At 65.6% G+C, this 26164-nt stretch carries 27 protein-coding genes; 20 read left to right on the top strand and 7 right to left on the bottom strand.

Annotation, left to right across the window (positions count from 1 at the left end):
- Positions 1 to 129: 129 nt before the first annotated feature.
- Positions 130 to 1494, top strand: a complete 1365-nt coding sequence (locus HPY83_00360; protein ID NPV06396.1) for an extracellular solute-binding protein — start codon at positions 130 to 132, stop codon at positions 1492 to 1494.
- A gap of 186 nt (positions 1495 to 1680) precedes the next feature.
- On the opposite strand, the gene rimO is transcribed toward HPY83_00360, so the two are convergent.
- Entirely contained in the window at positions 1681 to 2994 is a 1314-nt protein-coding gene (rimO, locus tag HPY83_00355) for a 30S ribosomal protein S12 methylthiotransferase RimO (GenBank protein ID NPV06395.1), read from the bottom strand.
- A 613-nt stretch (positions 2995 to 3607) separates the two neighbouring features.
- On the opposite strand from rimO, the gene HPY83_00350 reads away from it, so the two are divergent.
- The 9 genes from HPY83_00350 (at position 3608) to HPY83_00310 (ending at position 9356) form a co-directional block, all read left to right on the top strand.
- Positions 3608 to 4270: a hypothetical protein gene (locus HPY83_00350; protein ID NPV06394.1), complete on the top strand. Its 663-nt coding sequence runs from the start codon at positions 3608 to 3610 to the stop codon at positions 4268 to 4270.
- 205 nt (positions 4271 to 4475) lie between these two features.
- Complete coding sequence (locus HPY83_00345) at positions 4476 to 5627, top strand: 4Fe-4S binding protein (protein NPV06393.1); 1152 nt, start codon at positions 4476 to 4478, stop codon at positions 5625 to 5627.
- Positions 5628 to 5736: 109 nt separating this feature from the next.
- Positions 5737 to 5994 carry a nucleotidyltransferase domain-containing protein gene (locus tag HPY83_00340; GenBank protein ID NPV06392.1) on the top strand — a complete coding sequence of 86 codons (258 nt, stop codon included), beginning with the start codon at positions 5737 to 5739 and terminating at the stop codon, positions 5992 to 5994.
- Positions 5984 to 6406: a HEPN domain-containing protein gene (locus HPY83_00335; GenBank protein ID NPV06391.1), complete on the top strand. Its 423-nt coding sequence runs from the start codon at positions 5984 to 5986 to the stop codon at positions 6404 to 6406. Before HPY83_00340 ends, HPY83_00335 begins: the two co-directional genes overlap by 11 nt.
- Complete coding sequence (locus HPY83_00330; protein NPV06390.1) at positions 6403 to 6783, top strand: nucleotidyltransferase domain-containing protein; 381 nt, start codon at positions 6403 to 6405, stop codon at positions 6781 to 6783. Before HPY83_00335 ends, HPY83_00330 begins: the two co-directional genes overlap by 4 nt.
- Positions 6780 to 7280, top strand: a complete 501-nt coding sequence (locus HPY83_00325) for a hypothetical protein (GenBank protein NPV06389.1) — start codon at positions 6780 to 6782, stop codon at positions 7278 to 7280. Before HPY83_00330 ends, HPY83_00325 begins: the two co-directional genes overlap by 4 nt.
- Before the next feature lie 26 nt (positions 7281 to 7306).
- Complete coding sequence (locus tag HPY83_00320; GenBank protein NPV06388.1) at positions 7307 to 7672, top strand: HEPN domain-containing protein; 366 nt, start codon at positions 7307 to 7309, stop codon at positions 7670 to 7672.
- The gene (locus tag HPY83_00315; GenBank protein NPV06387.1) at positions 7629 to 8051 is read left to right on the top strand and encodes a nucleotidyltransferase domain-containing protein; all 423 of its coding nucleotides are present in this window, start codon (positions 7629 to 7631) and stop codon (positions 8049 to 8051) included. Before HPY83_00320 ends, HPY83_00315 begins: the two co-directional genes overlap by 44 nt.
- Before the next feature lie 93 nt (positions 8052 to 8144).
- Positions 8145 to 9356 (top strand): aminotransferase class I/II-fold pyridoxal phosphate-dependent enzyme, encoded by a 1212-nt coding sequence (locus HPY83_00310; protein ID NPV06386.1) that lies wholly within the window; start codon positions 8145 to 8147, stop codon positions 9354 to 9356.
- 84 nt (positions 9357 to 9440) lie between these two features.
- Here HPY83_00310 and HPY83_00305 read toward each other — a convergent pair whose 3' ends face one another.
- The 6 genes from HPY83_00305 to HPY83_00280 form a co-directional block, all read right to left on the bottom strand.
- Positions 9441 to 9878, bottom strand: a complete 438-nt coding sequence (locus tag HPY83_00305) for a GNAT family N-acetyltransferase (protein ID NPV06385.1) — start codon at positions 9876 to 9878, stop codon at positions 9441 to 9443.
- A gap of 166 nt (positions 9879 to 10044) precedes the next feature.
- Complete coding sequence (locus tag HPY83_00300) at positions 10045 to 10485, bottom strand: GNAT family N-acetyltransferase (protein NPV06384.1); 441 nt, start codon at positions 10483 to 10485, stop codon at positions 10045 to 10047.
- Positions 10486 to 10570: 85 nt separating this feature from the next.
- Positions 10571 to 11239, bottom strand: a complete 669-nt coding sequence (locus HPY83_00295) for an indolepyruvate oxidoreductase subunit beta (protein NPV06383.1) — start codon at positions 11237 to 11239, stop codon at positions 10571 to 10573.
- Complete coding sequence (iorA, locus tag HPY83_00290; GenBank protein NPV06382.1) at positions 11188 to 13053, bottom strand: indolepyruvate ferredoxin oxidoreductase subunit alpha; 1866 nt, start codon at positions 13051 to 13053, stop codon at positions 11188 to 11190. Before iorA ends, HPY83_00295 begins: the two co-directional genes overlap by 52 nt.
- A 95-nt stretch (positions 13054 to 13148) precedes the next feature.
- A complete protein-coding gene (locus tag HPY83_00285) occupies positions 13149 to 13538 on the bottom strand; it encodes an ACT domain-containing protein (protein NPV06381.1) in 390 nt (129 codons plus the stop codon).
- 98 nt (positions 13539 to 13636) lie between these two features.
- Entirely contained in the window at positions 13637 to 14944 is a 1308-nt protein-coding gene (locus HPY83_00280) for a phenylacetate--CoA ligase (protein ID NPV06380.1), read from the bottom strand.
- A gap of 297 nt (positions 14945 to 15241) precedes the next feature.
- Here HPY83_00280 and HPY83_00275 point away from each other — a divergent pair, with 297 nt between their 5' ends.
- The 10 genes from HPY83_00275 (at position 15242) to HPY83_00230 (ending at position 26102) form a co-directional block, all read left to right on the top strand.
- Positions 15242 to 16483 (top strand): ABC transporter substrate-binding protein, encoded by a 1242-nt coding sequence (locus HPY83_00275; protein NPV06379.1) that lies wholly within the window; start codon positions 15242 to 15244, stop codon positions 16481 to 16483.
- Positions 16484 to 16627: 144 nt separating this feature from the next.
- Entirely contained in the window at positions 16628 to 17524 is an 897-nt protein-coding gene (locus HPY83_00270; GenBank protein NPV06378.1) for a branched-chain amino acid ABC transporter permease, read from the top strand.
- Positions 17525 to 17565: 41 nt separating this feature from the next.
- Entirely contained in the window at positions 17566 to 18663 is a 1098-nt protein-coding gene (locus tag HPY83_00265; protein NPV06377.1) for a branched-chain amino acid ABC transporter permease, read from the top strand.
- Between the two features lie 22 nt (positions 18664 to 18685).
- On the top strand, positions 18686 to 19456 hold the full coding sequence (locus HPY83_00260; protein ID NPV06376.1) for an ABC transporter ATP-binding protein: 771 nt from the start codon (positions 18686 to 18688) through the stop codon (positions 19454 to 19456).
- A complete protein-coding gene (locus HPY83_00255; protein ID NPV06375.1) occupies positions 19449 to 20201 on the top strand; it encodes an ABC transporter ATP-binding protein in 753 nt (250 codons plus the stop codon). The genes HPY83_00260 and HPY83_00255 overlap by 8 nt, the downstream gene beginning before the upstream one ends.
- 117 nt (positions 20202 to 20318) lie before the next feature.
- Positions 20319 to 21620 (top strand): phenylacetate--CoA ligase, encoded by a 1302-nt coding sequence (locus tag HPY83_00250; GenBank protein NPV06374.1) that lies wholly within the window; start codon positions 20319 to 20321, stop codon positions 21618 to 21620.
- A 99-nt stretch (positions 21621 to 21719) separates the two neighbouring features.
- Positions 21720 to 22730, top strand: a complete 1011-nt coding sequence (locus HPY83_00245; protein NPV06373.1) for a polysaccharide biosynthesis protein — start codon at positions 21720 to 21722, stop codon at positions 22728 to 22730.
- A 129-nt stretch (positions 22731 to 22859) separates the two neighbouring features.
- Entirely contained in the window at positions 22860 to 23513 is a 654-nt protein-coding gene (locus HPY83_00240) for a class I SAM-dependent methyltransferase (protein ID NPV06372.1), read from the top strand.
- Between the two features lie 57 nt (positions 23514 to 23570).
- A complete protein-coding gene (locus HPY83_00235) occupies positions 23571 to 24467 on the top strand; it encodes an SDR family oxidoreductase (GenBank protein NPV06371.1) in 897 nt (298 codons plus the stop codon).
- A 171-nt stretch (positions 24468 to 24638) separates the two neighbouring features.
- Entirely contained in the window at positions 24639 to 26102 is a 1464-nt protein-coding gene (locus tag HPY83_00230) for an oligosaccharide flippase family protein (protein NPV06370.1), read from the top strand.
- The last annotated feature ends 62 nt before the right edge of the window (positions 26103 to 26164 follow it).

Raw genomic sequence — 26164 nt, 5'->3', positions numbered from 1 at the left:
GGGGCGCTGGGTGGTAGGACCGTACGCTTCGGCAGGCCACGGGCGCAAGAGGTTGGTCGAGACCACGCCACCCACCACGACACCTCCCCATTGCGCTCTCGCTGGCCTGACGCCTCCGGAGGTCGAGGAATGAACCAGGTGACTCGTCGCCAGCTGTTCCGAGGGTCCGTCGCCCTTCTGACGGCTCCAGGACTTGTGAGCTTGAGTGCCTGTGCTGTGACACCGGCGCCGCTGCCCGCCAGCGAAGCATCGCCGGTCAGTACCCCGGCTTCCACGGTGGCGCTCGCAGGCGTGGTGCAGGAGGGCGAGCGGTTCACCCTCGAGGTACTGACCGATTTCCCTCCCCAATACCTCGAGTATACGACCGGGAGCATTCACCCCAGGCTGGAGGAGATGCACCCGGGCGCAACGGTGCAGTACCTTCCCTTCGATCTTACTCGGCTGGAGGAGCACCTGCTCGTAGCTCGAGCCGCCGGGGTCATGCCGGACCTCTTCCGGCTGGACGAGACGCTCCTGCCTCGCGTTGCCAATGACGAGCTGTCCCTTCCGCTGGACGAGCGCGTGGCGGAATGGGGGGTGGAGGACGACTTCTACCCGGCTGCCCTCAGCTGTGTGCGCTGGAAGGGCAGGACCTGGGGCCTCCCGCAGATGGTCAGCCCCCGCCATTACTGCTATCGGCGAGACATAACTGAGGAAGCGGGGGTTCAGATACCAGATGAGTGGACCTGGGACGACATGCTGGAGGCGGCCATTAGGCTCACTGTGGTGGAGGAGGGGAAGGTGGTGCGCCTGGGCTCTTCCTGTCCCGTGGATTTCCGGGAGTTCTGGGGAGCCCTGCGCGCAGCGGGCGGCAGGCTGATCGCGAACGGGAAGCCTGCGTTCGGTGACGAGGCCGGGCTATGGGCGCTCAAGTGGATCACGCAACGGAACACTGCCTTGGTCCCCGAGGGTACAGCGCCTCTGGACGAGTCCTCCATCCCGCATTTCGCCGCCGGCCGGTGGGCCATCGCCTACGGACACGTTGGCGGCCACTGGGCGGACGTAAGGCGGTACGCGCCCGACAAGGCGGCGCTGGTAAGCGTGCCTCAGCCCCCGCTGCAAGAGCGGCGCGTCTGCCCGATAGACACCGGATGGCTTGCCATGGCGGCCACCACCAGGTATGCGGAAGCAGCGTGGGACTACCTGAAGCTGCACCTGGAGCCAGAACCCCTGGCGGTGCTCAACCAGGGCCTGGCCTGGGTGCCGCCACGTCGGTCGGCCGCCGAGACGGCCGAGTACATGAGCGACCCGGTGATGCGGAAGACCGAACAGAACCTGGCCCAGTACGGAGAGCCATTCGAGGCTATTCCAGAGTGGCGTAGGTTCGAATGGATCATAGAGCAGGCTATCGAGGCGGCTGTTTTGGGGTTGGGGACGCCGGAGGAAGCGCTCGCCGATGCCGCCGCGCAGGCTGACAGGATCATGGCGGGCTACCCGGACTGGCCCAGAAGCTAGGACTAGTTGCGCCCAAACTAGGGAGCGGGAGTGCATCCCCGAGGGCTCCGCGTCTGGTGTCCGGACCGCTGTCCGCCCGGGCGCGCCCCACCGCCACCGGGTGCACGCCTGGCCCTGGGGCTCCCGCGTCGCGCCCCGGGGGCCCCAGGGCTACTTCCTGGCCAGATCTTCGACCGTCGGGCGCGATCAGCCCTCGCCGATTGGCTCCATGATCAGGTCGTACTCCAGGGCTTGCCGCACGCGCGCCCTCAACATGCTACCAGGGGCGAACTCCCCGCGCACGATGGCCAGTCCGTCCACCTCGGGAGCATCGCGGTAGGTCCGACCTACGCTGATGCCGTCGCCCGCGCCCTCGACCAGCACCTCCATTTCGCGTCCCACTAGCGATCGGTGTATCTCCAGAGAGATGGACTGCTGCGTCTCCAGGAGCAGACCGCGCCGCTCTTCCTTGACTGGGTCAGGCACCCAGGGTTGGAGGGTGTAAGCATAGGTGCCGGGCTCAGGGGAGTACACGAACGCGCCCACATGGTCGAAGCGCATGTCGGCTACGAACCGGAGCAGGGCCTCGAACTCAGCCTCCGTCTCGCCGGGATAGCCCACGATGAAGGCGGTGCGCAAGGCAACGTCCGGCATGGCGACGCGGATGCGCTCGATCAGGCGCACCACTGTGTCCACGTCCGGTGGACGGCGCATGCGCCGGAGTACGTCCGGGTGGGCATGTTGCAGGGGCAAGTCGAAGTAGCGGCAGACTTGCCGGTGGGTGGCCATGGTCTCGATCAACCTGTCTGTGACGTGCTGAGGATAGGCGTACATGAGCCGCACCCACGGCAGCGCCGGCGCGGCCTCCAGGATCGTCTCCAGCAGGACGGCCAGCCCGTCGTTCTCGCCCCGATCGCGCCCGTAGGCGGTGGAGTCCTGAGCAACCAGGACGATCTCCTTGTATCCATGTCCGGCCAGGTCCACCACTTCATCCACGATTTGGTGGAGGGGGCGGCTACGATAGGGCCCCTTGATGCGGGGGATGGTGCAGAAGCCGCAAGGTCCAGAGCAACCCTCCGCGATCTTGACGTAGGCAGTCGCCCCTGCCGGGCGACGGCGCAGGTCGGGGGCGGCGGTGGTGCTATCGCCTGTCCACACGAGTGGTTCCTGGCGCTGGCGCAGGAGGGCGAGGAAGGGGCCGGCCTCGTGCCAGCGCCGGGTGCTGAGGATCCCGTCCAAGCCGGGCACGGTTTCCAGGAGCAGTTCGGGGTTGAGCTCCGCTAGGCAGCCGGCCGCTACCAGCAGCTGGCTCCTTGTCCTCCTTGCGGCCAGCCGGCGCAATTCCTCTAGCGACTCCTCGCGTGCCGGCTGGATGAACCCGCAGGTGTTGACGATGATGGCATCGGCCCCGGAGGGATCATCCGTGAGGCGAAAGCCCTGCTCTGTGAGATGAGCGGCCATGGCCTCGCTATCCACCTGGTTCTTGGGGCACCCCAGCGTTACTATGGCGACCTTCTGCATTCGCGCTCCAGTGAGGTTGGATGAGGCCGGCCAACCGGTCAGGGAAGCCGGCAGGCAAGCTTCCAGGATCGGGGGGACGGGTCCTGAGATGAGCACCGCCGCTCAGGCCCTTCGCTGCGCTCAGACTACGACAGCAAGCCCTGGCTGCATTGTCGCTACACCTTCTCTGGAAAGGCGCGCCCAGGCGCGCCGTGCCTCCACTTGCCCACCACGCCTGGTGCACCTTCCGTCGGAGCAGTGCGCGCGCCCACGCGCGCCCTGTCTCCGCCTGCCCACCGCGCCTGAAGAGCGCTCCCTCCTCAGAGGGAGTCCGAACGCCGTCGCCTTGCCCTCGCACCTGGCGGAAGGGCGGGATCGGAGAGCCTGTGCAGAAGCCGCCGGCGCGGGTCTACGCCGTGCGGCTGCCGTCTGAACCGGCTCGTTCACCCGGTCCTGGGCTCTCACGCTCGCAGCAGGGAGGCTCCGTGGCAGTGTCGGGCTGTCGAGCGCTCCCGAGGCGCTGGCGTGCCCCGTAGCGGAGCGGGTCTTATCGCGCCGCCTTGACGCCCACCTAAGCCAAGTGTATCCTGCACTAGGGTCTGTTAGCCAGACTGCACCGTCGTACGGGGGAGGCTTGAAGAGCATTTCGGTTTCCTGGTCTTCGGAAGTGCAAGACGATGAAGCAGTACAGAGCCTAGCTGCCATCGTAGGTGTGATCACATCCCTCTACTACACTCGCTGGCCCTGGGGTCTCATCTCCCCCATCGTGGGGCTGCGGCCCTTCGGTAACTGGGTCATTCCGGCCTTACAGGAAGGCTCCGACTACTCCAGCTTCGACTGGTATGTGGAGAGCTCGCTAGACCCCAGCTCGGACGCTGTAGATGCCGACCGATTCCTGGAGCTGGTGGAGCACGAACCGTGGCAGCGGGAGTCGAGCCACTACGACTTCTCTGTGGTGCGCCGGCCACTGCGCCGGGCCGAGTGCTCCGAACCAGTGCCGCTGGCCTGTCGGCCGGGCGTGGCCGCGGTGGTATCCACGGATTGGGTACGCGGCTTCGGGAGCCTGGAGGGGCAGAGGCTGGCCCTACGCCGCCTCAGTATGTACGGGATCGGCAGGGCCATGGGCCTGCAGCCCCATGACGACGACGCTACCCTGTGCGCCATGCGGTCCTTCCACGGCCGGGCCGATCTTCTGTCGAAGGCTATGGACGAGCACGCCCAGAGCGTCATCTACTGCGAAGACCATCTCTCCGATCTGCTCAGCACCCTCCTCAGCGGACGTTCCCCCCTGAACTGACTGCTCCCCGGCGGATGCCTTCGGCCGGGATGATCCCCTGCCTAACCCACCGCGGGAGCCGAGCGCGGACCCCGCAGCGTAGGGGCAGAGGACCATCGGGCCGCGCCGGCCCCGGTCCACGAGGCCGAATACCTCGTGCTGCAGCTGGATCAGCGCCGTGCGATCCCGCTATAATGAGAATCTACTGCGCGGGAGGTGGGCTGTCGTGGGTGAGCTGTCTCTGGACTTCGTAGGGCTCAAGCTGCGCTCGCCCGTGATCGCTGGTTCGGCTGGCATCACCGGCACTGTAGAGGGGATGAAGCGCGCCGAAGAGGCGGGTGCAGGCGCCGTGGTTATGAAGAGCCTGTTCGCCAAGGAGGTGTGCCGGGTAGCACCCACTCCCCGCTTCCGCGTGTTGCGCCAGACAGCCGGGCGCGACCGGAGCTTCGCGCTCTACTCCTACGAGCAGGCCAGCGAGTGGGGGCCGGATCGCTACGCCGAGGAGGTGCGGCGAGCCAAGGAGGCCTTGAGCATCCCGGTGATCCCCAGCATCAATTGCCTGACCGCCGACCAGTGGCTGGAGTACTCCGCTATGATGGAGGAGGCGGGCGCGGACGCGGTAGAGCTCAACCTGTCGTGCCCCCACGGTCCCCACCTGATGGAGGGTCACGACGTGACCCGGGAGATGATCGAGATGACCCGCCTGGTGAAGGAGGCGCGAAGCATCCCGGTCATCCCCAAGATGACGCCGCAACTGAGCAACCCGCCCGGGGTGGCGGTGGCCCTAGAGCGGGCAGGGGCGGACGCCATCGTGTGCTTCAATCGCTTCACCGGCCTAGACATAGACATCGATAGCGAACGCCCCGTCATGCACGGGGGATACGCGGGGCACGGCGGTCCCTGGTCACTGCTGTACACTCTACGCTGGCTGACTGCCATCTACCCGGCGGTGCAGGTGCCCCTGTCCATGAGCGGGGGCCTGACCAGCTGGCAAGACGTGGTCAAGGCTATCCTGGCCGGGGCCACGGTGACCCAGACCGTCACCGCGGTGGTCATGCGTGGCTACGGCGAGATTACCCGATTCAACCGGGGGCTCTCCCGTTGGATGGACGAAAAGGGCTACAGCACCCTGGCTGAGTTCAGGGGGGCTGTCTGCTCTCGCATCGTCTCCATGGAGGAAGTGTATCGCGATCACGTGCTCCGGGCCGAGATCGAGCGGGCCAAATGCACGTCGTGCGGGCTCTGCCAGCGCGTGTGCATCTACGACGCTGCCATCGAGAGCGACGGGGCCTACGCCGTCCTGCCCGATCGGTGCGACGGCTGCGGCCTCTGCGTCGAGGTCTGTCCGGCGGATGCCATCGCCATGGTGGCTAGGTAGTCGTCCGGCGAGGCGGTGAGGGGTAGTGGAGAGCCTGGCTGACCGAAGGGAGGAGCACGTACGGGCGCTGGCGCAAGGGCTCCACTCGCTGCTGGGGCAGCTGCGGGCCATGCCCGGGGTGCACCGGGTCATTCTCTTCGGTTCCTATGCCCGAGGTCGCCGTGACCTGCTGACCGACCTGGACTTGTTGGTGGTGATGGATTCGGCTCTGGATTTCGTCGGCAGGACCGCCGAGCTCGCCGGACGGTTGCGGGCGGGAGTGCCGCTGGACTTGTTGGAGTACACGCCGGAGGAGTGGGAGCGCCTGCGGGAGCGACCGTTCATGCGGGAGATTGTGAAGACCGGCAAGGTGCTCTATGAGAGGTGAGCCGAGAGCTGAGGGGCGGCGCTGGCTGGAGCAGGCAGAAGCCGACCTGGGCTGGTCCCGGCATCTGCTGGAGCAGGGGGCCTATTACCTAGTCTGCTTCCTGGCCCAGCAGACGGCGGGGAAGGCTCTGAAGGCCTTCCTGTATGCCCAGGGGGAGGAGCTTGTCGTCGGTGATTCCGTCAGGCAGCTGACGGAGCGCGCGGCAGCCTATGGTGAGGGATTCGCAGCCCGCCTGGAGTCGTGGGCCATCCTCGACGCCTACTACATCCCGACCCGGTATCCGAACGGTCTGCCGGACAGCATACCGGCCCGAGTGTTCAACCTGCAGGCGGCCGAGGGCGCCCTGGAGCTGGCGGAGCAGGCGGTGGCCGAGGTGTCACGGTGGTTCGCGGACACGGAGGGCCCGAGGTGAGCAAGACGGCGCGTGAGCTGACTCAGGGGGAGCTGGAAGAGTACCGGGAGGCCTACCGGGAACGGGCCGTCGAGGAGGAGCGGGCCCGGCAGGAGCGGGAACGCCGCGCGCGGGAGCTCGCTCGTCAGGCGGCCGATCTGCTAGGGCGCCGGTTCGGAGCTACTCGTGTGGTGCTGTTCGGTTCGCTGGCCGGGGGCCACTTCACCCTCTGGTCCGATGTGGACGTGGCGGCCTGGGGGATCAAGCCGCAGGATACCCTCGCGGCGCTGGGCGCAGTGCAGGACCTGTCCGATGAGATCGCGGTCAGCTTCGTAGACGTGGGTGCGTGCCGAGCCCCAATCCTGGCCAGCATCGAGGCCGAGGGGGTCGAACTATGAGTGGGGTGCACCTGGCGCTGGCGGCCCGCATTCGTCAGGAGGTGGACAGCCTGAATCTCGTGGTAGCCAGGGCTGAGAGGGCCGCCGAGCGCATGCGTGGTCAGCCCGACCCACTGTGGGCAGACGCGGCGGCGCTCAATCTGCATGACTTCTACGCCGGCCTAGAACGTCTCTTTCGACTGATCGCCAGCCAGGTTGACGGCTCCGTACCCTCGGGGCAGGAGTGGCATCGGGACTGGCTGCGCCAGATGGGGCTGTTCCTGAAACGAGTGCGGCCGGCCGTGCTATCGCCCGAGACGGTGAAGCGCTTGGACGAGTACCTCCGTTTCCGTCACGTGGTGCGCAACGTATACGCCTTGGAGCTCGATCCGGAGCGACTGCTGCCACTGGTGCACCATTTGCGTCCCGTCTTCGGCCTGGTGCGGCAAGACCTGTTGGAGTTCGCCTTCTTCCTGGAGGATGCGTGCGGGCCGAACGGCCTGGAGGTACAGGGGTAGCGGTGCCATCAAGGGCGGACGACTGGATGAGACAGGCCCTCCGAGACCTGGAGCAAGCGCGGCGATCGCGAGATGCTGGGCTGCACGAGTGGGCGTGCTTCGCCGCCCACCAGTCTGCAAAGAAGGCGGTGAAGGCTCTGCACCTCCAGTTGGGCCAGGAGGCATGGGGACACGTGGTGGCACGGCTCCTGTCCGAGCTTCCGCGGGGAGTGTCTGTTCCTCTGGGCCTACAGGACAAGGCGCGAGTCCTGGACAACTTCTACGTGCCCACGCGAGACCCCAACGAGCATCCCGAGGGGGCACCGTTCGAGCACTATGGCTCCCTGCAGAGCGAGGAGGCGATTCGCTATGCCGGTGAGATCGTTGAGTTCGTCCGTTCTCAGGTGGCCTGACGCCGACAGGGTCCATGAGGCAGTCCAGCGGTGGGCAGAGGAGATCGCCGCCCGGCGCCCGGACGTCATCCGAGTGGGCTACTTCGGCTCCTATGCCCGCGGTGACTGGGGTGTAGGCAGCGACCTCGACCTCGTTGTCGTCGTAGGCGATTCGCGGGAGCCCTTCACCCGAAGGGCCTCGCGGTTCGATACGACGGCCCTTCCGGTGCCTGCGGACCTGCTGGTCTACACCACCTCAGAGTGGGAAGCCGTGAGCCGGAGGGGTCGGTTTGGCCGCGCTCTATCCGAGGAGGCGGTGTGGGTGCTGGAGCGGCCAGCGGCCTCCGTTGGACCGGGTCTTGAGCAGCGGTGCAGTTGCAGTGATAATGAGTGCTTCTAGATCACTCAGGGGCTCCGCCGATGAAGCCGGAGACCAGCCGAGAGGCGACGCCCAGCGAGGGCTGGGGTGACTTGCGGCAAGGAAGGGGAGTCCATGTCTACTGCCAGAGCACGGGAGCTGCCGTCCATCGGGTCTCGGACCGAGCCCTTCGTTGAGTCCGTCATCCGGGAAATGACCCGCCTAGGGGCCCAGACGGGCGCCATCAACCTGTCCCAGGGCGTGCCTGATTTCGACTCGCCCGCGGAGGTCATCGAGGCTGCGGTCGAGGCCATCCGGGGCGTGAACAACCAGTACACCTTCTCCTTCGGGAGTCCCGAGTTCCGGGCGGCCATCGCCCGCAAGTCGGCCACGTACAACCACATCCCCTGCGATCCGGAGACTGAGGTAACCGTCACCTGCGGGGTGAGCGAGGCCATCGTGTCGGCGCTCATCGGGTTGAGCAACCCGGGCGACGAGATGATCGTACTGGAGCCCTGGTTCGAGATCTACATCCCCGATTGCATCATCGCTGGCATCACACCTCGGTTCGTCCCCATGCGGGAGCCCGACTACACCTTCGATCCGGACGAGCTCCGGGCAGCCTTCAACAAGCGCACCCGGTTCATCATGGTGAACACTCCGCATAACCCCACTGGTCGCATGTACACCCAGGAGGAATTAGAGGTCATCGCTGGGCTCTGCCAGGAGTTCAACGTTATCGCCATCACCGACGAGATCTACGAGCACATCTACTTCAACGATCGCCAGCACATCAGCCTGGGTAGCCTGGAAGGCATGGAGGACCGCACGGTAACCATTAGCGGGCTGGGCAAGAGCTACTCGGTCACGGGCTGGCGCGTGGGCTGGGCTGTGGCCGACCAACGACTGACGACGCCCATCCGGCGGGTCCACGACTATCTCACCGTGTGCGCTCCGGCGCCTTTCCAGGCGGCAGGGACGGTGGCCCTGGGGCTGCCGGAGAGCTACTATCGGGAGATGCGGGCCGAGTTCGCTGCCCGGCGGGACGTGCTCACTCGTGGCATTCGGGAGGCCGGCATGACCTGCCTGGAGCCCGAAGGCGCCTACTACGTGATGGCCGATTTCGCCGAGGTAGAGTGGGACAGCGACCGGTACATGCGCCCCGGATGGACCCTGGACAGGGCGTTCGCCGAGTATATGGCTCGAGAGATCGGGGTGGCGGTGGTGCCCGGCACCAGCTTCTATGAGGGCCGGCGGCTGGGCCATACCAGGCTGCGGTTCAACTTCGCCAAGCGGGTGGACACGCTGCAGGAGGCCGCCGATCGGATGAAAAGGCTGAAAGGCTAGAACCCACCGGTCAGGCCGGCCCGGGGCTCACGGTCACTCCGACCAGTTGCCCGCGCCGCACAACCTGCCGTTCCGTGGACGCGGTTACTCGCCGGAGCCGAGGTTTTCCTTCCTGAGGTAGTACCAAGTATGGCCAATGGGCTTGTCGGGGAGTCGGGCGAAGATCGCGTATCCATTCTTGAGGTAGAAGTCGAGCGCCTGGAAGCTAGTGGTCTCTACGTGGGCTCGGGTGATGCCGACTTCGACAGCTTTCTCCTCCGCTAGGCGCAAGAGCGTGGTGCCGACACCGTGTCCACGAGCGCCTTCATGCAGCCATAGCATGGTGATGTGCAGCCAGTCCCAGGATAGAGCTGCCACCAATCCCCCCAGAACCTGGCCTGTCTCGTCCCGGACGGCCAGGGTGAGCCGGTGGTGCTCCTTTGGGCCCAGGATAGCGGCGTTGTAGTCGGCCAGACCCTTGCGGACCACATCCACCACATCGTCCGCCGCGTCGTATACGGCCTCGATATCCAACTGCTTCATCGAGTCCCGCCTCCACTGTACCCCAGAGCCGAACCCACCTAACAGTCATGTATCGCTTGGCAACACGGGCCACGCCCGCACACGCCGAGCCGGCCGGCGCGATACCGGCATTGTAAAGCATCCGGTCTCGGCTGAACAGGGCGAAGGCGTGGACGGCCCGCTACCGTTACCGCTCTGGCCGGGTGAGGTCCTCTCTCTTCAGGTAGTACCAGGTGTGCCCTCTGGGCTTCCCGTGCAGCTGGGCGAACACGGTGTAGCCATTCTTGAGGTAGAAGTCGAGGGCCTGGAAGCTGGTGGTTTCCAGGTGCGCGCGGGTGATACCCCTGGCAAGCGCCTCCGCTTCGGCGCGGCGGAGAAGCTCGGTGCCGATGCCCCTTCCCCGAAGGCTCTCGTGCAGCCACAGCTGGCTGACGTGCATCCAGTCCCAGGCGAGCTCGGCGAGGAGACCGCCCAGGACCTCACCTCGCGCATTCCTAACGGCGATGGCGAATCGGGCCCACTCCTGTTCGCCAGTGATGGCGAGGTTGTAGGCGGCTAGGCCATCGCGTATCGCCTTCGTGACCTCGTCGGTCGGCTCGTACAGGGTCTCGATTCGGAGGTCTCTCATATGGCTTCTGAAGGTGTGGTCTGCTACAAGACACGACCCCCAGTGAGGGGTCGCTCGCTGCCCAGATTGGCTCGCCTGCTGGCGTTCAGACCGATCGCTGATCCACGGCCTCCCTGCCCGCCTGGAAGGCTCGCAGATTCACGTCGCGGTACCGAGCGGGCACTCGGGCCTCGAGGGCCGAGTGCCATTCATCTTCCTGCATGGGCAACAGGCGAGACAGGGCGCCCAGGAGAACGACGTTGGTGACTCGCGGATTGCCCAGCCTGCTAGCGATCGCTCCCGCCTCTACCATGACCACCCGGCCGGCGCTTGCCGCCAAGGCCTTCGCGATGGCCTCGTCGTCGGGATAGGCTGGTCCGCCTTGAGCCCGCCTCCTGGGAGAAGCGGAGAGGGCGGCCAAAGTGGGAATGGATTCGTCATTCACTAGGGCAGTGCCCTCGGGACGAAGGTAGCTGGCCCAGCGGCAAGCCTCCAGCTTCTCGAAGGCGAGGAGGAAATCGGCTCCGCCGATGGCCACCATGGGGGAGAAGACGCGGTCGGCCAGGCGCACGTGGCTGACAACGCTTCCCCCGCGCTGGGCCATGCCGTGGACGTCGGTCTTCTTGACGTCGTAGCCGGCGGCCAGGCCCACTTGGCAGAGCACGTCGCTGGCGAGGAGGATGCCTTGCCCGCCCACACCCACTAGCACGAAGTCGAGCGGCTTCACCCTTCTGTCCTTTCGCGCGGCCCCAGGTGGATGGCGTCGTGGGGACATATCTGACCGCAGAGGTTGCAGGCAGTGCAGAGCGCCGCCAGTATCTCCACCTTGTCGCCGGCCCGCGTCAGGGCCGGGCAGCCCGCGCGCAGGCAGACTTCGCAGCCGACGCACTCATCGGGATCGACCCAGGCTACCTGCTCGCTAGGGCCACTGACCTGCAGTCGGCATGGCGCGCGTACGATGACCACGGTGGGATCGTCTGTGCGCAAGGAGCGCTCTAGCTGGGCCCTGATGGCCTCGGTATCGTAGGCGTCCACCACTACCACATCCTGCACGCCCAGCCCGCGGCAGAGGGACTCCAGGGTGACCTTCGGTGCCGGTGCACCCTGGATAGTGATGCCGCTGCCCGGATTAGGGTTCCCACCGGTCATGGCGGTGGTACCGTTGTCCATGATCACGATGGTGGTGGCGGCTCCCGATGTCACCACCTCCACCAGCCCAGTGATGCCCGAATGGTAGAACGTGCCGTCGCCGATCACGGCGACCACTCGGTGCTTATGGCCAGCCATCTCCATCCCGAGGGCGGTGCCGATGCTGGCTCCCATGCACAGGCAGGTGTCCATGGCGCTGAGGGGAGGGAGCGCCCCGAGCGTGTAGCAGCCGATGTCCCCGGTGACGATGACACGTTCCCGCTGCCGCTCTCCTCCGCGATCCCCGGCTTCCGCTGGCGCCGCGGGAGCGTGCAGGCGGCCAAGGACGTAGAAGGTGGCCCGATGAGGACAGCCGGCGCACAGGACGGGTGGCCTGGGCGGCATAGGCAGTGGTGTGACAGGCTGAGAGGAAGCGGTAGTGGACGGCGCCGCCGTTGGTGACAGGAGGCCGTGCTCTATGGCGCAGCCAGCCACCAGCTCGGTGCTCAACTCGCCCACGCCGGGAAACACGTCCCTTCCGTGGATCGGCATGCCCTGCAAGGCGGGGAGGGACCTGATCTGCTCCTCCAGGAACGGGTCGAGCTCCTCCACCACCACCAGCACCTCCACCTCGCGAGCGAACCTCGACACCAGGTCGGCGGGAAAGGGATAGGCCATGCCCAGCTTGAGGAACGACGCGGTGGGGAAGGCCTCGCGGGCGTACTGGTAGGCAATGCTTCCCGAGACTACCCCGAGCCGGCGATCCTGCCAGAGCGTCTGGTTCAGGGAAGTGGTCTCGGCGTACTGCCGCAGTCGCTTCAGCCGCTCCTCCAGCTGAAGCCGCCGGGTCCGGGCGTTGCCGGGGAGCATGACGTACTTGGCGGGTGCCCTGATGAAGGTACGAGGCCGGACGCTATCCTTCGGCGTGGGCTGGAAGAGGGCCGGATCCACCTCCACCACCGACTGGGCGTGGGAGACGCGGCCGGTAGTGCGGAGCAGCACGGGGATGTCGAACTCCTCGCTGATATCCAGCGCCACGCCCACCATGTCGAAGCACTCCTGGCTGTCGGAGGGCTCGAGAAGGGGCACCTTGGCGAACCTGGCATAGTTGCGGTTGTCCTGCTCGCCCTGAGAGGAATGCATTCCGGGGTCGTCGGCACACAGGACCACTAAGCCGGCGTTGACCCCGGTATAGGCGGCAGCGAAGAACGGATCGGCGGCCACGTTCAGGCCGACGTGCTTCATGGTGACCATGGTGCGAGCGCCTCCGAGGGAGGCGCCGATCGCCACTTCCAGTGCCACCTTCTCGTTGACGCACCACTGGGCCCGGACACCGGGATAGCGAGCGAAGTGCTCCATGATCTCAGTGCTGGGGGTGCCCGGGTAGCCCGTGGCTACGGCGACGCCGGCTGCCCGAGCTCCCAGAGCCAGGGCTTCGTTCCCCAGGAGAAGGCGCTTCACGCGGAGCCTCGCGAGGCTGCCAGAAGCGGACGCCCGCGACGGCGCCGCGTCAGTTTCCTGTAGCACATGATCATCCGTTCCTCAGGCCTTCCAGTCTAGCCCAGAACTTGCTCTGCCTTCTCGATGTCGTCCGTCTTGAGCACCACCACTGCCCTGTCGCCGACGCGCTGGCTGTAGGCGTAGATGTACTCCACATTGACGCCCGCCTTGGCCAGGGGCTCTACCACATGGCGGGCCAGCGCCCCGGGCTCATCCGGCAATTCGACCCGGAGCACTTCGGTGGTGGCGGCGGTAAGGCCTGCCTCCTGGATGGCAGCCATGGCGGCAACCGGGTCGCTCACGATGACCCGGGCGATGCCGAAGTCAGCAGTGTCAGCGATGGAGAGGGCCTCAAGGTTAACCTCGGCCCGAGCCAAGACCTGCAGGAGTTGCAGCAGCCGTCCGGGCCGGTTCTCCAGGAAGACCGATATCTGGGTGGCTTTCATGGCTTGCGCTCCTTTGAGCTTGTGGGAAACAGGTTGTAGGTTGCAGGTGATAGGGCCGTGCCGCTGGCAGACTACACCCTATTCCCGAAAACCTGAACCTACCCGGAGTACACGTCTCGGCGGTCTATGACTCGTTTAGCCTTGCCCTCGCTGCGCTGGATGGATCGGGGTTCCACCAGCTTGACTCGGGCGGTGATGCCCAGAACCTCCTGCAGCTCCCGGCGCAGCCGCTCCTCCAGGGCCTCGAGCTGCCGGACCTCGTCGGCAAACACCTCGTCCGAGACCTCGACCCACACCTCCAGGTCGTCCAGGGTCCGCTGCCGATCCACTATGATCAAGTAGTGAGGCTGGACGCCCTTGGCCTGCAAGAGCACCCCTTCGATTTGAGAGGGGAAGACGTTGATGCCCCGTACGATGATCATGTCGTCCGTGCGGCCGCTGATCTTGTCCATGCGGGTCATCGTCCGGCCACAGGCGCAGGGCTCCGGGTTGAGAGAGGTGATGTCCCCAGTGCGGTAGCGGATGACCGGCATGGCTTCCTTGGTCAGCGTAGTGAAGACGAGTTCGCCCTTCTCGCCGTAGGGCAAGGGCTCTCCGGTGGCAGGGTCCACTATCTCGGGCAGGAAGTGATCCTCGAATATGTGCAGGCCGCACTGATGCTCGCACTCGACCGAGACGCCTGGCCCGATGATCTCGCTGAGGCCGTAGATGTCAATGGCTAGGAGGCCGGTCTTGTCCTCGATCTCCCGGCGCATGCGTTCCGACCAAGGCTCGGCGCCGAATATGCCCACTCTGAGCTTGGTGTCGCGCAGGCTGGTGCCCATCTCCTCGGCGGTTTCGGCCAGGTAGAGGGCGTACGACGGAGTGCAGCAGAGCACGGTGCTGCCCAGGTCCTGAGCCAGCATGATCTGGCGTTTGCTCTGGCCTCCGGAGACGGGGATCACGGTGGCGCCCACTCGCTCGGCGCCGTAGTGGAAGCCCAGGCCGCCGGTGAAGAGTCCGTAGCCGTAGGCATTTTGTACGATGTCGTTCCGAGTCACTCCGGCGGCGGTGACGGTGCGGGCCATCACCTCCGACCACAGGTCCACGTCGGCGGCGCTGTAGGCCACGACCGTTGGCTTGCCGGTAGTGCCGCTAGAGGCATGGATGCGGACGATCTGCTCCAGGGGTACGGCCGATAGCCCCAGGGGGTAGTGGTCGCGGAAGTCGCTCTTGGTGGTGAAGGGGAGCAGGGGAAGGTCATCCAGGCTGCGGATGTGCTCTGGCCTGAGGCCTCGCTTGTCAAAGGCCTCTCGGTAGAAGGGCACGTTTTCGTGGGCTCGGGCTGCCAGGGCCCGCAGGCGCTCGCCCTGAAGGCGGCGCAGGTCGTCCCTGGGCATGGTCTCGTGCTCATGGTCCCAGATCATCTTTGTGTCCCCCCGACGGATGTGCCTGCCCGTTCGGCCCACTATCCCGGTACCGGGAAGGAGGCCCCTGGGAGCTTTCCAAAGCAGGACTCTGGCGCTATAGTATCGGCCTGACCCACACTCAGAGGCAAGCGCCGTGGCCGCCTGGTGGCACTAGTCCGGGCCGACGGTGTTGTTACGAGCAGGGGGCATGGTCGCCGGTCGTGCCGCCCCTGTCAATCCGGGGGCGTTTCTGGAGGGCGATGGGGCCCAGATCCGCTAGCTGCGCAACAGCAATCTGAAGGGGAGGAAGCTACTATGAGGCTGTCCTGGGTGGTGAGGGTTGTCCTGGCGGTAGTGCTGGTGGGGGCCAGCGCCGGTTGTGGCGCCGCCGCCACGCCCACCGCCGCTCCGGTCACGGAGTCGGCGGCGACGGGCGAAGTGTATAAGATCGGGTTTCTTGCTTCGGTCACTGGCGCAGCGGCTACACTGGGGGAGCCGGAGCGGAATGTGGCCGTCATGATCCAGGAGCAGCTGAACGCCAGCGGAGGCATCGTGGGGCCGGACGGCACGGTGCATCCGGTGGAGATCATCATTCAGGACACCCAGGGAAGCCCTGACGTCGCGGTGACCCTGATCAAGAAGCTGATTGACGATGAGGGCGTGCTGGCGATCGTAGGTCCCACCACTAGTGGTGCTTCTATGGCCGTGGTTCCCATAGCTCAGGAGGCGCGGGTTCCCCTGGTCTCGATGGCTTCCAGCAGCGCCATCGTGGAGCCGGTGGCGGAGAGGGCATGGGTGTTCAAGACGGCGGCCAGCAATGAGCACACCGCTCCTCTCCAGGTGGAGTACGCCCGGGCCAAGGGAATCACCCGGATTGCCAACCTCTACGTCAACAACGCCTATGGTGAGGACGGTGCCATCGCCATCAGGGAGGCGGCCGCGGCTGCCGGGGTGGAGATCGTCTACGAGGATACCTTCGAGGAAGCAGACACTGACATCACCTCGCAGATCACGAAGGTGAGAGCGAGCCAGGCCGAGGCCGTCCTAGTGACTGCCATACCGCCGGCGGCGGCCGTGTTCACTCGGCAGTATCGCGAGCTAGGAGTGGAGCTCCCACTCATCCACAACCACGGCATCGGCATGCCGGCTTTCGTCAGTCTGGCCGGCCCGGAGAATGCTGAGGGCGTGGTGTTCCCCATGAGCAAGCTGGTGGCCTACGAGTCCTTGCCCGATGACGACCCTCAGAAGCCGGTCATCGCTCAGTTTGTGGCCGACTACCGGGCTTCGACCAAGCAGGAGCCGAGCTCCTTCGCCGGGCACGCCTGGGACGGCCTGAACATCGTGATCGAGGCTTTGAAGCGGCTTCCGGAAGGGCTGTCACTGGCGGAGCAACGCGCCAGGCTACGGGACGAGATCGAAGCCACAAAGGACTTCGTCGGCATTGATGGGGTGTTCAACTTCACTCCGGAAGACCACGTGGGCCTCAGTGCCAACGACATGGTGCTCATCCGCATCGTAGACGGCGAGTGGCAGTACTTCCCCAGGGACCAGTGGTAGAGAGGGGGAGACGGGGAGACGCGGAGAGGGAGTGACAGGGTGAAGGGGTGACGGGAAGACGCGGAGACGGGGCTAACCGGGGGCACTCTCCCCGTCTCCGCGTCACCCTGTCTCCCCCTCTCCCCCTCTGCTAGCGGGGGTGCGTTGGCTTTTGAGCTGAAGGACTGGCTGCAATTCCTGGTCTCGGGTTTTAGCACCGGGTGCATATACGCGCTCATCGGGCTGGGGATCATCGTGATCTATAGCGTCACTCGGGTGATCAACATGGCCCAGGGCGAGTTCGTGATGCTCGGGGCGATGCTGGCGGTAGTATTCTCCCGATCGCTGGGGCTGCCGCTGGCGGTCTCCTTCATGATGGCGGTGGCTGCCACTGCCTTGATCGGGGTAGCCATCTTCCGGCTCACCATCGTGCCGGCCCGCCGCTCGTCTGAGGTCACGCAATTGCTTATCACTATCGGTACCGCCATGGGCGTGCGAGGCGTGGCCCTGACCGTCTGGGGGACGACTCCGAGGCCTCTCCCTGCCTTCACGGCCGGGGCTCCGCTCCTGATCGGGGGCGCTGCGCTTAGCCTACAGCGGGTGTGGATCATCGGGGCTACGGCGATGGCTCTCCTGGCGCTGTACGCTTTCTTCGAGTTCACGCTGCTGGGCAAGGCCTTGCGCGCCTGCTCGGTGAACCGCAAGGCAGCGGAGCTGTCGGGCGTGCCTGCCGGGGCAATGGGCGCCCTGGCGTACGGGGTGAGTGCGGCTCTGGGGGCCCTGGCCGGCATAGTCATTGCCCCGCTCACCCTGGCCAGCTACGACATGGGCCTGTCTCTGGGGCTCAAGGGCTTCGTGGTAGCGGTGATGGGCGGTTTCGTGAGCGCCCCGGCGGCGGTTCTGTCCGGCGTCTTCCTGGGTGTCCTGGAGTCGGTGGCCGCCGGGATCTTCTCCGCCGGCTTCAAGGATGCCTTGGCCTTTCTGGTGCTGTTCCTGGTGCTCTTGGTGAGGACAGCCGGCCTCCCGACCCTTCCCTGGCGGCGGGCACGGGCAGGGGCATGAGCACCAAGACGGCGCGCTCTCGTGCTGGTTCGGGAGAGCGGATGCGGGAGAGGGTCGGAGACGGGCTGCGTCTGTTGGCGCATCCCCGGGTGGGCAGGTGGGTGCCGGCGGTGACCTTTGTGGGGCTGCTGGCGGTGCTGCCACTGGTGTTCAACACTCCTTATGCCCTCTCGAACCTGACGCTGATCGGCATCTACACCCTAGTGACGCTGGGGCTATGTCTGCTGATGGGGTACGCTGGGCAGGCCTCGCTGGGTCAGGCTGGGTTTCTGGCCCTGGGGTCCTATGGCTCGGCAGTGCTGACGGCCCGATACCACTTGCCTCCGGTGGTGGCGGCGGGGGTAGCAGCGGGGGTGACGGCGGGGGTGGCCTGGTTGGTAGGCATCCCCATCCTCAAGCTGCGTGGCCACTACCTGGCCATGGGCACCCTGGCCCTCGGGGTGGTAGTCAACATCGGGTTGCGGGAGTGGAGAGCTATCACCGGGGGGCCATCGGGTCTGGCCGGCATTCCCCACCTGTCGTTGATCGGCGTCAGCATTAGGGGCGATCTGCCTTACTACTACGCGGTCTGGGCGGTGGCTACGGCCATTCTGTTGATCTCGCTCAACATCGTGGATTCACGTTTTGGCCGCTCGCTGCGGGCCATCCGCGCCAGCGAGGCGGCCGCCGAGAGCGTGGGAGTGGACGTGGGGCGCACCAAGCTGTTGGTCTTCGTCCTGGCGGCGGTGTATGCCAGCCTGGCCGGCAGCCTCTATGCTCATTACATGACCTTCATCAGCCCTTCCACCTTCGACATCGGCGCCTCCGTGCGGCTGGTGCTGATGGCGGCGGTGGGAGGGCTGGCGAGTATCTGGGGAGCTCCCTTTGGCGCTGCTACTGTAGTGCTGTTGGCCCTCGTCCTGCGCGAGGCGGCTGATGCGTTCTTCCCTAGCGTAGGCGGGGAGTATCAGAGCATCGCTTACGGGCTACTGCTCGTCGTCATCATGATCTTCATGCCGGAGGGCGTCACGGTCAGCGGGGTGCAGATGGTGCGGCGAGCGTTCCGTCAGCGGCGGCGGCTCGCCTTCTCGTATTGGCGCCGGCGGTACCTCGTGCTATGGCACCGACGCTGGGGAGGGCGGCGTGGTCGCCGAGGCTGAGTCGGCCGGCGCCGCCCGGAGGGTGCTGCTGGAGGTGGTCCGCGTGCACCAGAGCTTCGGGGGCGTGCGGGCGCTGGATGACGTGTCGTGCAAGGTCTATGAGGGTCAGACGCTAGCTCTGATCGGGCCCAACGGGGCGGGTAAGACGACACTGCTCAACGTAGTGGCGGGGACGCTGCGCCCATCCGGGGGCGAGGTGCTTATGCGGGGGCGCTCCATACTGCGGCTGTCAGCACCCGAGCGGGTGCGCCTGGGGCTAGTGCGCACCTTCCAGCAGGCCTTGCTGTTTGACGGTATGACGGCGCTGGAGAACGTTATGGTAGGCGCCCATCTGCGGGGCCGCAGGGGTCTGGCGGACGCCGCCCTTCGCACCCCGGCAAGCCGGCGCGAGGAGGAGGACCTCTACCTGGAGGGTATGCGCTACCTCAACCTGGTGGGGCTAGGGTCCAAGGCCGAGGACCCGGCGGCCAGCCTCCCCTTCGGCCAGCAGCGGCTCCTGGCCGTGGCCCGGGCCTTGGCGGCAGAGCCTTCGCTCCTGCTGCTAGATGAGCCGGGCGCGGGGCTGAACCGACTGGAGAAGGACTCCCTGGCCGACCTGATCCGTCGCATCCGGGAGATGGGCATTACAGTGGTGCTGGTGGAGCACGACATGGGCCTGGTGATGCGGCTGGCGGATTGGGTGGTGGTGCTGGACCAGGGTCGGCGCCTGGCCCAGGGGACACCGGTCGAGGTACGTCGCAACCCGGCCGTGATCGAAGCCTATCTGGGGACGGGCGACGGTGCCCATGCTTGAGGTCCGCTCCCTCAGCGTGTGGCACGGTGGGGTGCAGGCCGTTCGGCGCGTTTCGCTGGATGTGGCCGAGGGCGAGGTGGTGGCCCTGCTGGGCGCCAACGGGGCGGGGAAGAGCTCCCTGCTCAGCGCGGTGGCGGGATTGCAGCCGCCTTCGGAGGGGCAGGTGCTACTGGAGGGCCGGGAGGTAACGGGGGTCCCGGCCTGTTACCTGGCGCGCCAGGGGTTGGCGTTGGTGCCCGAGGGACGGCAGTTGGCGGGGACGATGAGCGTGCGGGACAATCTGCTCCTGGGAGGGTATCACCGCTTCGCCCGCTCCTGGCGGGACCTGCTGGCGCCTCTGCCTTGGGTGATTCGGCAGGACGGGGTGCAGCGGAAGCTGGCCGAGGTGTTCGAGCTCTTCCCCCGGCTGGCGGAGAGGCAGGGGCAGGCGGCGCAGAGCCTCAGCGGCGGCGAGCAGCAGATGCTGGCCATCGGCCGGGCGCTCATGGCTTCTCCCCGGGTGATGCTGCTGGACGAGCCTTCGGTCGGGCTGGCGCCGGATCTGGTGCGAGGCATCTTCGCTCTGCTGTCCCAGCTGAGGGAGCGGGGTCTGGCGATTCTGCTGGTGGAGCAGGATGCTTATGGGGCGCTGGCGGTGGCCCAGCGGGGCTACGTCATGGAGACGGGCCGCATCGTGGCCGAGGGGGACTCGGCGGAGCTGCTGCGGTCGGAGTCGTTGCGGAGGGCGTACCTGGGGGGCGTGTAGGGAGTACCTGTCCTCCAGCCCCCCTTCCCTTCGCTGCGCTCAGGGCAAGCTCTGGTGAGGGAAGGGGATTGGGGGGTTGGGTTCTGGCATCGCCTGATGCGGTAGGGGGAGGTGAGCGTGATCTGGAATCCGGAGCGGGAGACGATGTCCAGGGCCGAGCTGGAGGCGCTGCAGCTGGAGCGGCTGCAGCGGCAGGTGCAGCGAGCCTACGACTTGGTTCCCTTCTACCGCCAGGCCTTCCGCTCTCGCGGCCTGAGCCCGGACGACATCCGCTCGCTGGCGGACTTGACGCTGATCCCGTTTACCCGTAAGAATGACTTCCGCGACAACTACCCCTTCGGGCTGCTGGCGGTGCCCCGCCGGCAACTGGCGCGGATTCACGCCTCCAGCGGGACCACCGGCAAGCCGACCATCGTGGCCTACACGGCAGGGGACCTGGATGCCTGGAGCGAGGTGTGTGCCCGGCAGCTCGCGGGCGCGGGGGTGACCGAGGACGATACGGTGCAGGTAGCCATGGGCTACGGCCTCTTCACCGGGGCCCTGGGGTGGCACGCCGCTTGTGAGCGCCTGGGTGCCACGGTTCTGCCCATCTCGTCGGGCAATACGCGCCGTCAGATCATGCTGATGGAGGACCTGGAGACGACGGTCTTGGTGGCAACGCCCAGCTACTCGGTCTACCTGGCGGAGCAGGCGGACGAGATGGGGGTAGACCTGCGCTCGTTCAGCCTGCGGGTGGGAATCCAGGGGGCGGAGCCATGGTCGGAGGGGATGCGCCGGGAGATCGAGCAGCGCCTGGGGATCATCACCATTGACACGTACGGCCTGAGCGAGATCGTGGGGCCGGGCGTGTCGGCGGAGTGCGAGCGCCGCTGCGGGCTGCACGTGAGCGAGGATCATTTCCTGGTGGAGGTGATTGACCCGGAGACGGAGGAGACGCTGCCGCCGGGGTCGCAGGGTGAACTGGTGGTGACGACGCTGACGAAGGAAGCCCTGCCCATCTTGCGGTACCGCACGGGCGACATCACCAGCCTGGATCCGGCGCCTTGTGCCTGCGGGCGGACTCTGGCCCGTATGGCGCGGGTGAGCGGCCGGACGGACGACATGCTGGTGGTGCGGGGGGTGAATGTGTTCCCCTCGCAGGTGGAGACGGTGCTCCTGCAGATCGAGGGGGTTCGTCCGCACTACTTGATCCTGGTGGACCGGGAGAAGGGGGCGATGGACGAGCTCGAGGTGTGGGTGGAGGTGTCGCCCGAGGTGTTCACGGACGAGTTCGGGCAACTGAAGGCTCTGCAGGCGAAGGCGGAGCGGGAGATGTATGAGGTGCTGGGGGTGCAGGCCCGGGTGAGGCTGGTGGAGCCCGGGAGGATCGAGCGGAGCACGGGGAAGTCGAAGCGGGTGGTGGATCGGCGGGAGTTGTAGGCGAGGCGGAGGGTGTGGTAGTGTCTGACCTGTCTCTATCCAGGGCAGGTTGGTGCCATGAGAGCTTCCCGGCATCGCCTGAGGTCAGTGAGGTCAGGAATGATTGATTGGCCCAGCCTACGTGTTCTCGTAACTGGCGGTACCGGTTCCTTTGGCAACTTTGTGGTCCGCCAGCTGCTGGCTCTGGGTGCGGCAGAGGTTCGGGTGCTGAGCCGCGACGAGAAGAAGCAGCACGACATGCGCGTCTTCTACTCGGGAAGTCAGAACCTCAGTCTCGTCGTGGGGGACATCCGCGATCGGGAGGTCGTCGACGAGGCGATGGCGGGCATACACATGGTCTTCCAGGCCGCCGCGCTGAAGCAGGTTCCCAACTGCGAGCGCTATCCCATGGAAGCCATTCGGACCAACGTGCTCGGGGTCGAGAACGTGGTGCAGTCCGCCCTTGCCAATGGTGTTCAGGTGCTAGTTGCCATCAGCACTGACAAGGCGGTCAAGCCGGTCAACGTCATGGGGATGACTAAGGCCCTGCAGGAACGCTTGGTTCTCCGCGCGAACCTCTCACGGGCCAATCGTGGCACCAGGCTGTCATGTGTACGGTACGGCAATGTCCTTCGCTCGCGGGGCTCGGTGGTCCCGTTCTTCCGCGGCCAACTGGCCCAGGGCAAGCGGCTGACGATCACGGATGAGCGTATGACTCGCTTTCTGCTCACCCTACATGATGCTATCGATCTGGTTCTCTACGCAGCCGAGTATGCCCAGGGGGGCGAGATCTTCGTCCGAAAGGCCCCGAGCGCGCGCATACTTGACATCGCGCAGGTCCTGTGCGAAGAGGCCGGTAGAGAGTTCGAATACGAGGTGATTGGCGTCCTGCCCGGGGAGAAGCTCAACGAGATCCTGGTCTCAGAAGAGGAACTCGCGCGCACCGCGGACTGCGGTGAGTACTACCGGGTGCATCCATGGTGGTCGACGGAACGGCCGGCGGCCCTGCAGCAGGAGTACTCGTCTCGGGACGAACTGGTTGGCCGGGAGGAGGTGAGGAGCCTTATCGCCCGGGCGGACGCTGAGTTCGAGGCCATGGAGCTGCTCGGGGGTGAGTTCGCCAGGTTCTAGTGCTCTCGGGGGCGCCGCGACGTTTACGATTGCTGACGACCTTCGTGGGTGCGGACAGAGGACGGAGGTGGTACTCGTGTTCCCGACCTGGAGCGTGCCTTGTCTGCTGGAATTGGCCTAGAGATGGTGATGCGGCTGCTTAGGAAGGCCAAGCAGTTGGTGACGGGTCCGCTGGAGCACCAGTACCTCAAGTGTTTGAGGGCCGAGGTTGTCGCGTCCTGCGGCACACTGTTGGACGTAGGATGCGGGTCCAACTCGCCCGCCGGCCATCTGACCCCGGACCTAGCGTGGACAGTTGGCGTCGACGCCTTCCGACCCGCCCTCGAGGAGAGCAGGGCCAAGGGGTTTCACAGTGAGTACCTCCAACTGGACATTCGTGCTCTAGGGCAACACTTCGCGCCAGGGAGCTTTGATTGCGTGCTTGCTTCGGACGTGATCGAGCATCTCCACAAGCAAGAGGGACTGGCTCTGATCTCGCACATGGAGACCATCGCGCGGAAGCGCGTGATCATTTACACGCCGAACGGCTTCCTACCACAGGGGGAAGCATACGGAAACCCCATGCAGAGGCACCTGTCGGGTTGGACGGTGGATGAGATGCTGGGCCTGGGATTTAGGGTCATCGGCATTGAGGGTCTGAGGCCGCTGAGGGGTGAAGGGGCGAGGCCTCGATGGAGACCGTCTTGGTTCTGGCGGAACGTGTCGCTGGTTACTCAGCCTCTGGTCAGGGACCGGCCTCGCCTCGCGTTCCGCCTGCTCTGCGTGAAAGATGTGCGGATGTAAGAGGTGGCACGGGTGGGCATCGCGCTCCGACGGTCCACGTAGTAGGAGGTTAGCGGGGTGCGCGTTCTGGTCCTCGGCGCCACAGGTATGCTGGGTCACAAGGTCTTCCAGACGCTACGGGAGGCCTACGAAGTCTGGGGCACGGTGCGCTCTAGCCCCTCCGGATACGCAGGGCATCCGGTCCTGGAGCCAAGCCGCCTGATAGGCGGCGTGGATGCCCGGGTCTTCGACTCTGTAGTGCGTGCTCTTGCTGAGACCCGGGCAGATGTGGCAGTCAACTGCGTGGGTATCGTCAAGCAGGTGAGCCAGGCCAAGGATCCTATCGTATCTCTCGAAGTGAATGCGCTATTCCCCCATCGCTTGGCCGATCTCTGCGCGGCCTGCGGTGCCAGGCTTCTCCATGTAAGCACCGACTGCGTCTTCTCTGGCAGTGCCGGAATGTACAGCGAGGAAGACCGTCCGGACGCCACCGATCTCTATGGAAGGAGCAAGCTGCTTGGCGAGCTAGATCGGGAAAACTGCCTAACACTAAGGACATCTATCATCGGTCGGGAACTCGCCGCGACTACCGGCCTGGTTGAGTGGTTCCTGAGCCAAACAGGAAAGACAGTGCGGGGGTACAGCCGAGCTGTGTTCTCCGGACTCCCGACGCTTATCCTGTCTCGTCTGCTGGTGGACGTGATCGCGCGGCACCCGGCATTGCAGGGGGTGTACCACGTTGCCTCGACGCCCATCTCGAAGTATGACCTGCTCTGTCTCTTGCGAAGTCGGTTCTCAGTGGCTGTCGAGATCGAGCCGTTCCCGGAGGTAGTGATAGATCGTAGCCTGAACGGGCAGCGCTTCTCGGCGGCCACAGGTTGGGTAGCACCCTCGTGGCTGGAAATGATCGACGCTATGGCCAACGACCCTACCCCGTACGCCAGCATCCGAGCCGGTCGCCGAGCTGCAACGTAGCCCATGGCTCGCTCTCTAAGGGTACCTGAACCTGTTGGCTCGGATGGCCCCGGCGGCTGGCAACGACGTGGCAGACTCCCTGCTGCCAGCCCATTCTTGCCCGCAGCATAGGCACGAGTGACCCTACTTCGGCGGAACGTACTGGCAAACTACGTTGGCCGAGGCGCCAGCGTGGCTCTGGGCTGGCTCTTCGTACCCGTCTACGCGAATCTGCTTGGGGTCGAAGCCTACGGCCTAGTTGGGTTCTACACCGTCCTCCTCGGCCTCCTCAGTTTCCTGGATATCGGCCTGAGTGGAACACTCAACCGCGAGGTCGCTCGGCTTTCTGCATCAGGTCAATCTGCATCACAATGCAGGGAGCTGGTCCGGACCATCGAGACCGTGTTCTGGGGCATCTCCATCACGATAGCGGTCGGGATCGTGGCTGGCTCTGCCCTAATCGCGGTCAGATGGGTGACCGTCGAGACACTGACCGTGACGCAGGTGCAGAATGCGGTTGTGCTCATGGGTCTGGCGGTCTCCCTTCAGCTCCCGTCTGCCATGTACTTGGGTGGTCTGATGGGCCTGCAGCGCCAGGTGCTGTCAAACGGTATCGTCATCGCGGCAGGCCTGGTTCGCGGGCTGGGCGCCGTGGCGGTGTTGGTATTCGTCTCTCCGTCGATCGAGGCTTACTTCTGGTGGCAAGTGGCTGTGAATGCCGGCCAGGTTGTGGCGATCAGACATGCTCTCTGGCGGGCGCTGCCCGTCGCCGACAGGCCGCCCTCGTTCAGGCCTGAGGTGCTGAGGGGCGTCTGGCGCTACTCTGCGGGGATGGCGGGCATCACCGTTCTGAGTGGCGTTCTTACCCAGATCGACAAACTTGTCGTTAGCAGGACCTTCACCCTGGAGGTTCTCGGCTACTACAGTCTGGCCAGCGTTGTGGCTCAGGTTCCACTACTACTGTCTAGACCGATGACGAATGCCCTCTTCCCCAGGATGACCGAGCTCGTCTCAGCCAATGACCTGTCCCGATTGGTGGTTCTCTACCACAGGAGTTCGCAGGTGGTAGCGGCTCTTGTCTTGCCGCCGGCCCTGTTACTGGTGGCCTTCCCAGGGGAAGTGGTCTTGGCCTGGACGGGGGATGTAGCCACGGCGCAGCAGACTGGCCGGCTGGTAGCGGTACTGGTGGCCGGATCGGCCTGCCTAGCTCTCACGACGGTACCACATGTGCTTACTCTTGCCAGCGGATGGACAGATCTCAGCCTCAAGATCGGCCTGGCAGGTGCTGCTGCTACGGTTCCGGTGCTGATGCTGCTCGTTGACCGGATTGGGGTGGTGGGTGCCTGTGTGGCTTGGATGTTGCTGAATGGCCTGTCGTTGCCCGCGTACATCGCTATGTTGCATAGACGGCTGCCCTTGGGGAGTCCGTGGCATTGGTATGTTGCCGATGTCCTTCCACCTGCGCTCGTGAGCGGAGCATTTCTTGGTCTGGCCAAGTGGCTAGTGCCGCCTCCCTCCTCCAGGCTTGAGCTGATCATCTGGATAGTGGGATTGGCTGGCCTTGCCTTGCTTGGTTCGGCCCTGTCCTCCTCGGAGACTCGCCGCCTGGCCGCTGGCTTCGCCTCCGGGCTCGGAGTGATTGGAAGAGCGCTATGACTGACCACCGCCGTACCGCCTGGGGCTATCAGAACCTGCTTGCGCTGCGATGGGCGAGGTAG

The sequence above is a fragment of the Anaerolineae bacterium genome (genome assembly GCA_013178015.1).
Classification (GTDB): Bacteria; Chloroflexota; Anaerolineae; order DRVO01; family DRVO01; genus Ch71.
The sequence above is the reverse complement of the archived record's forward strand: the minus strand, read 5'-3'. Positions and strand labels throughout refer to the sequence as shown.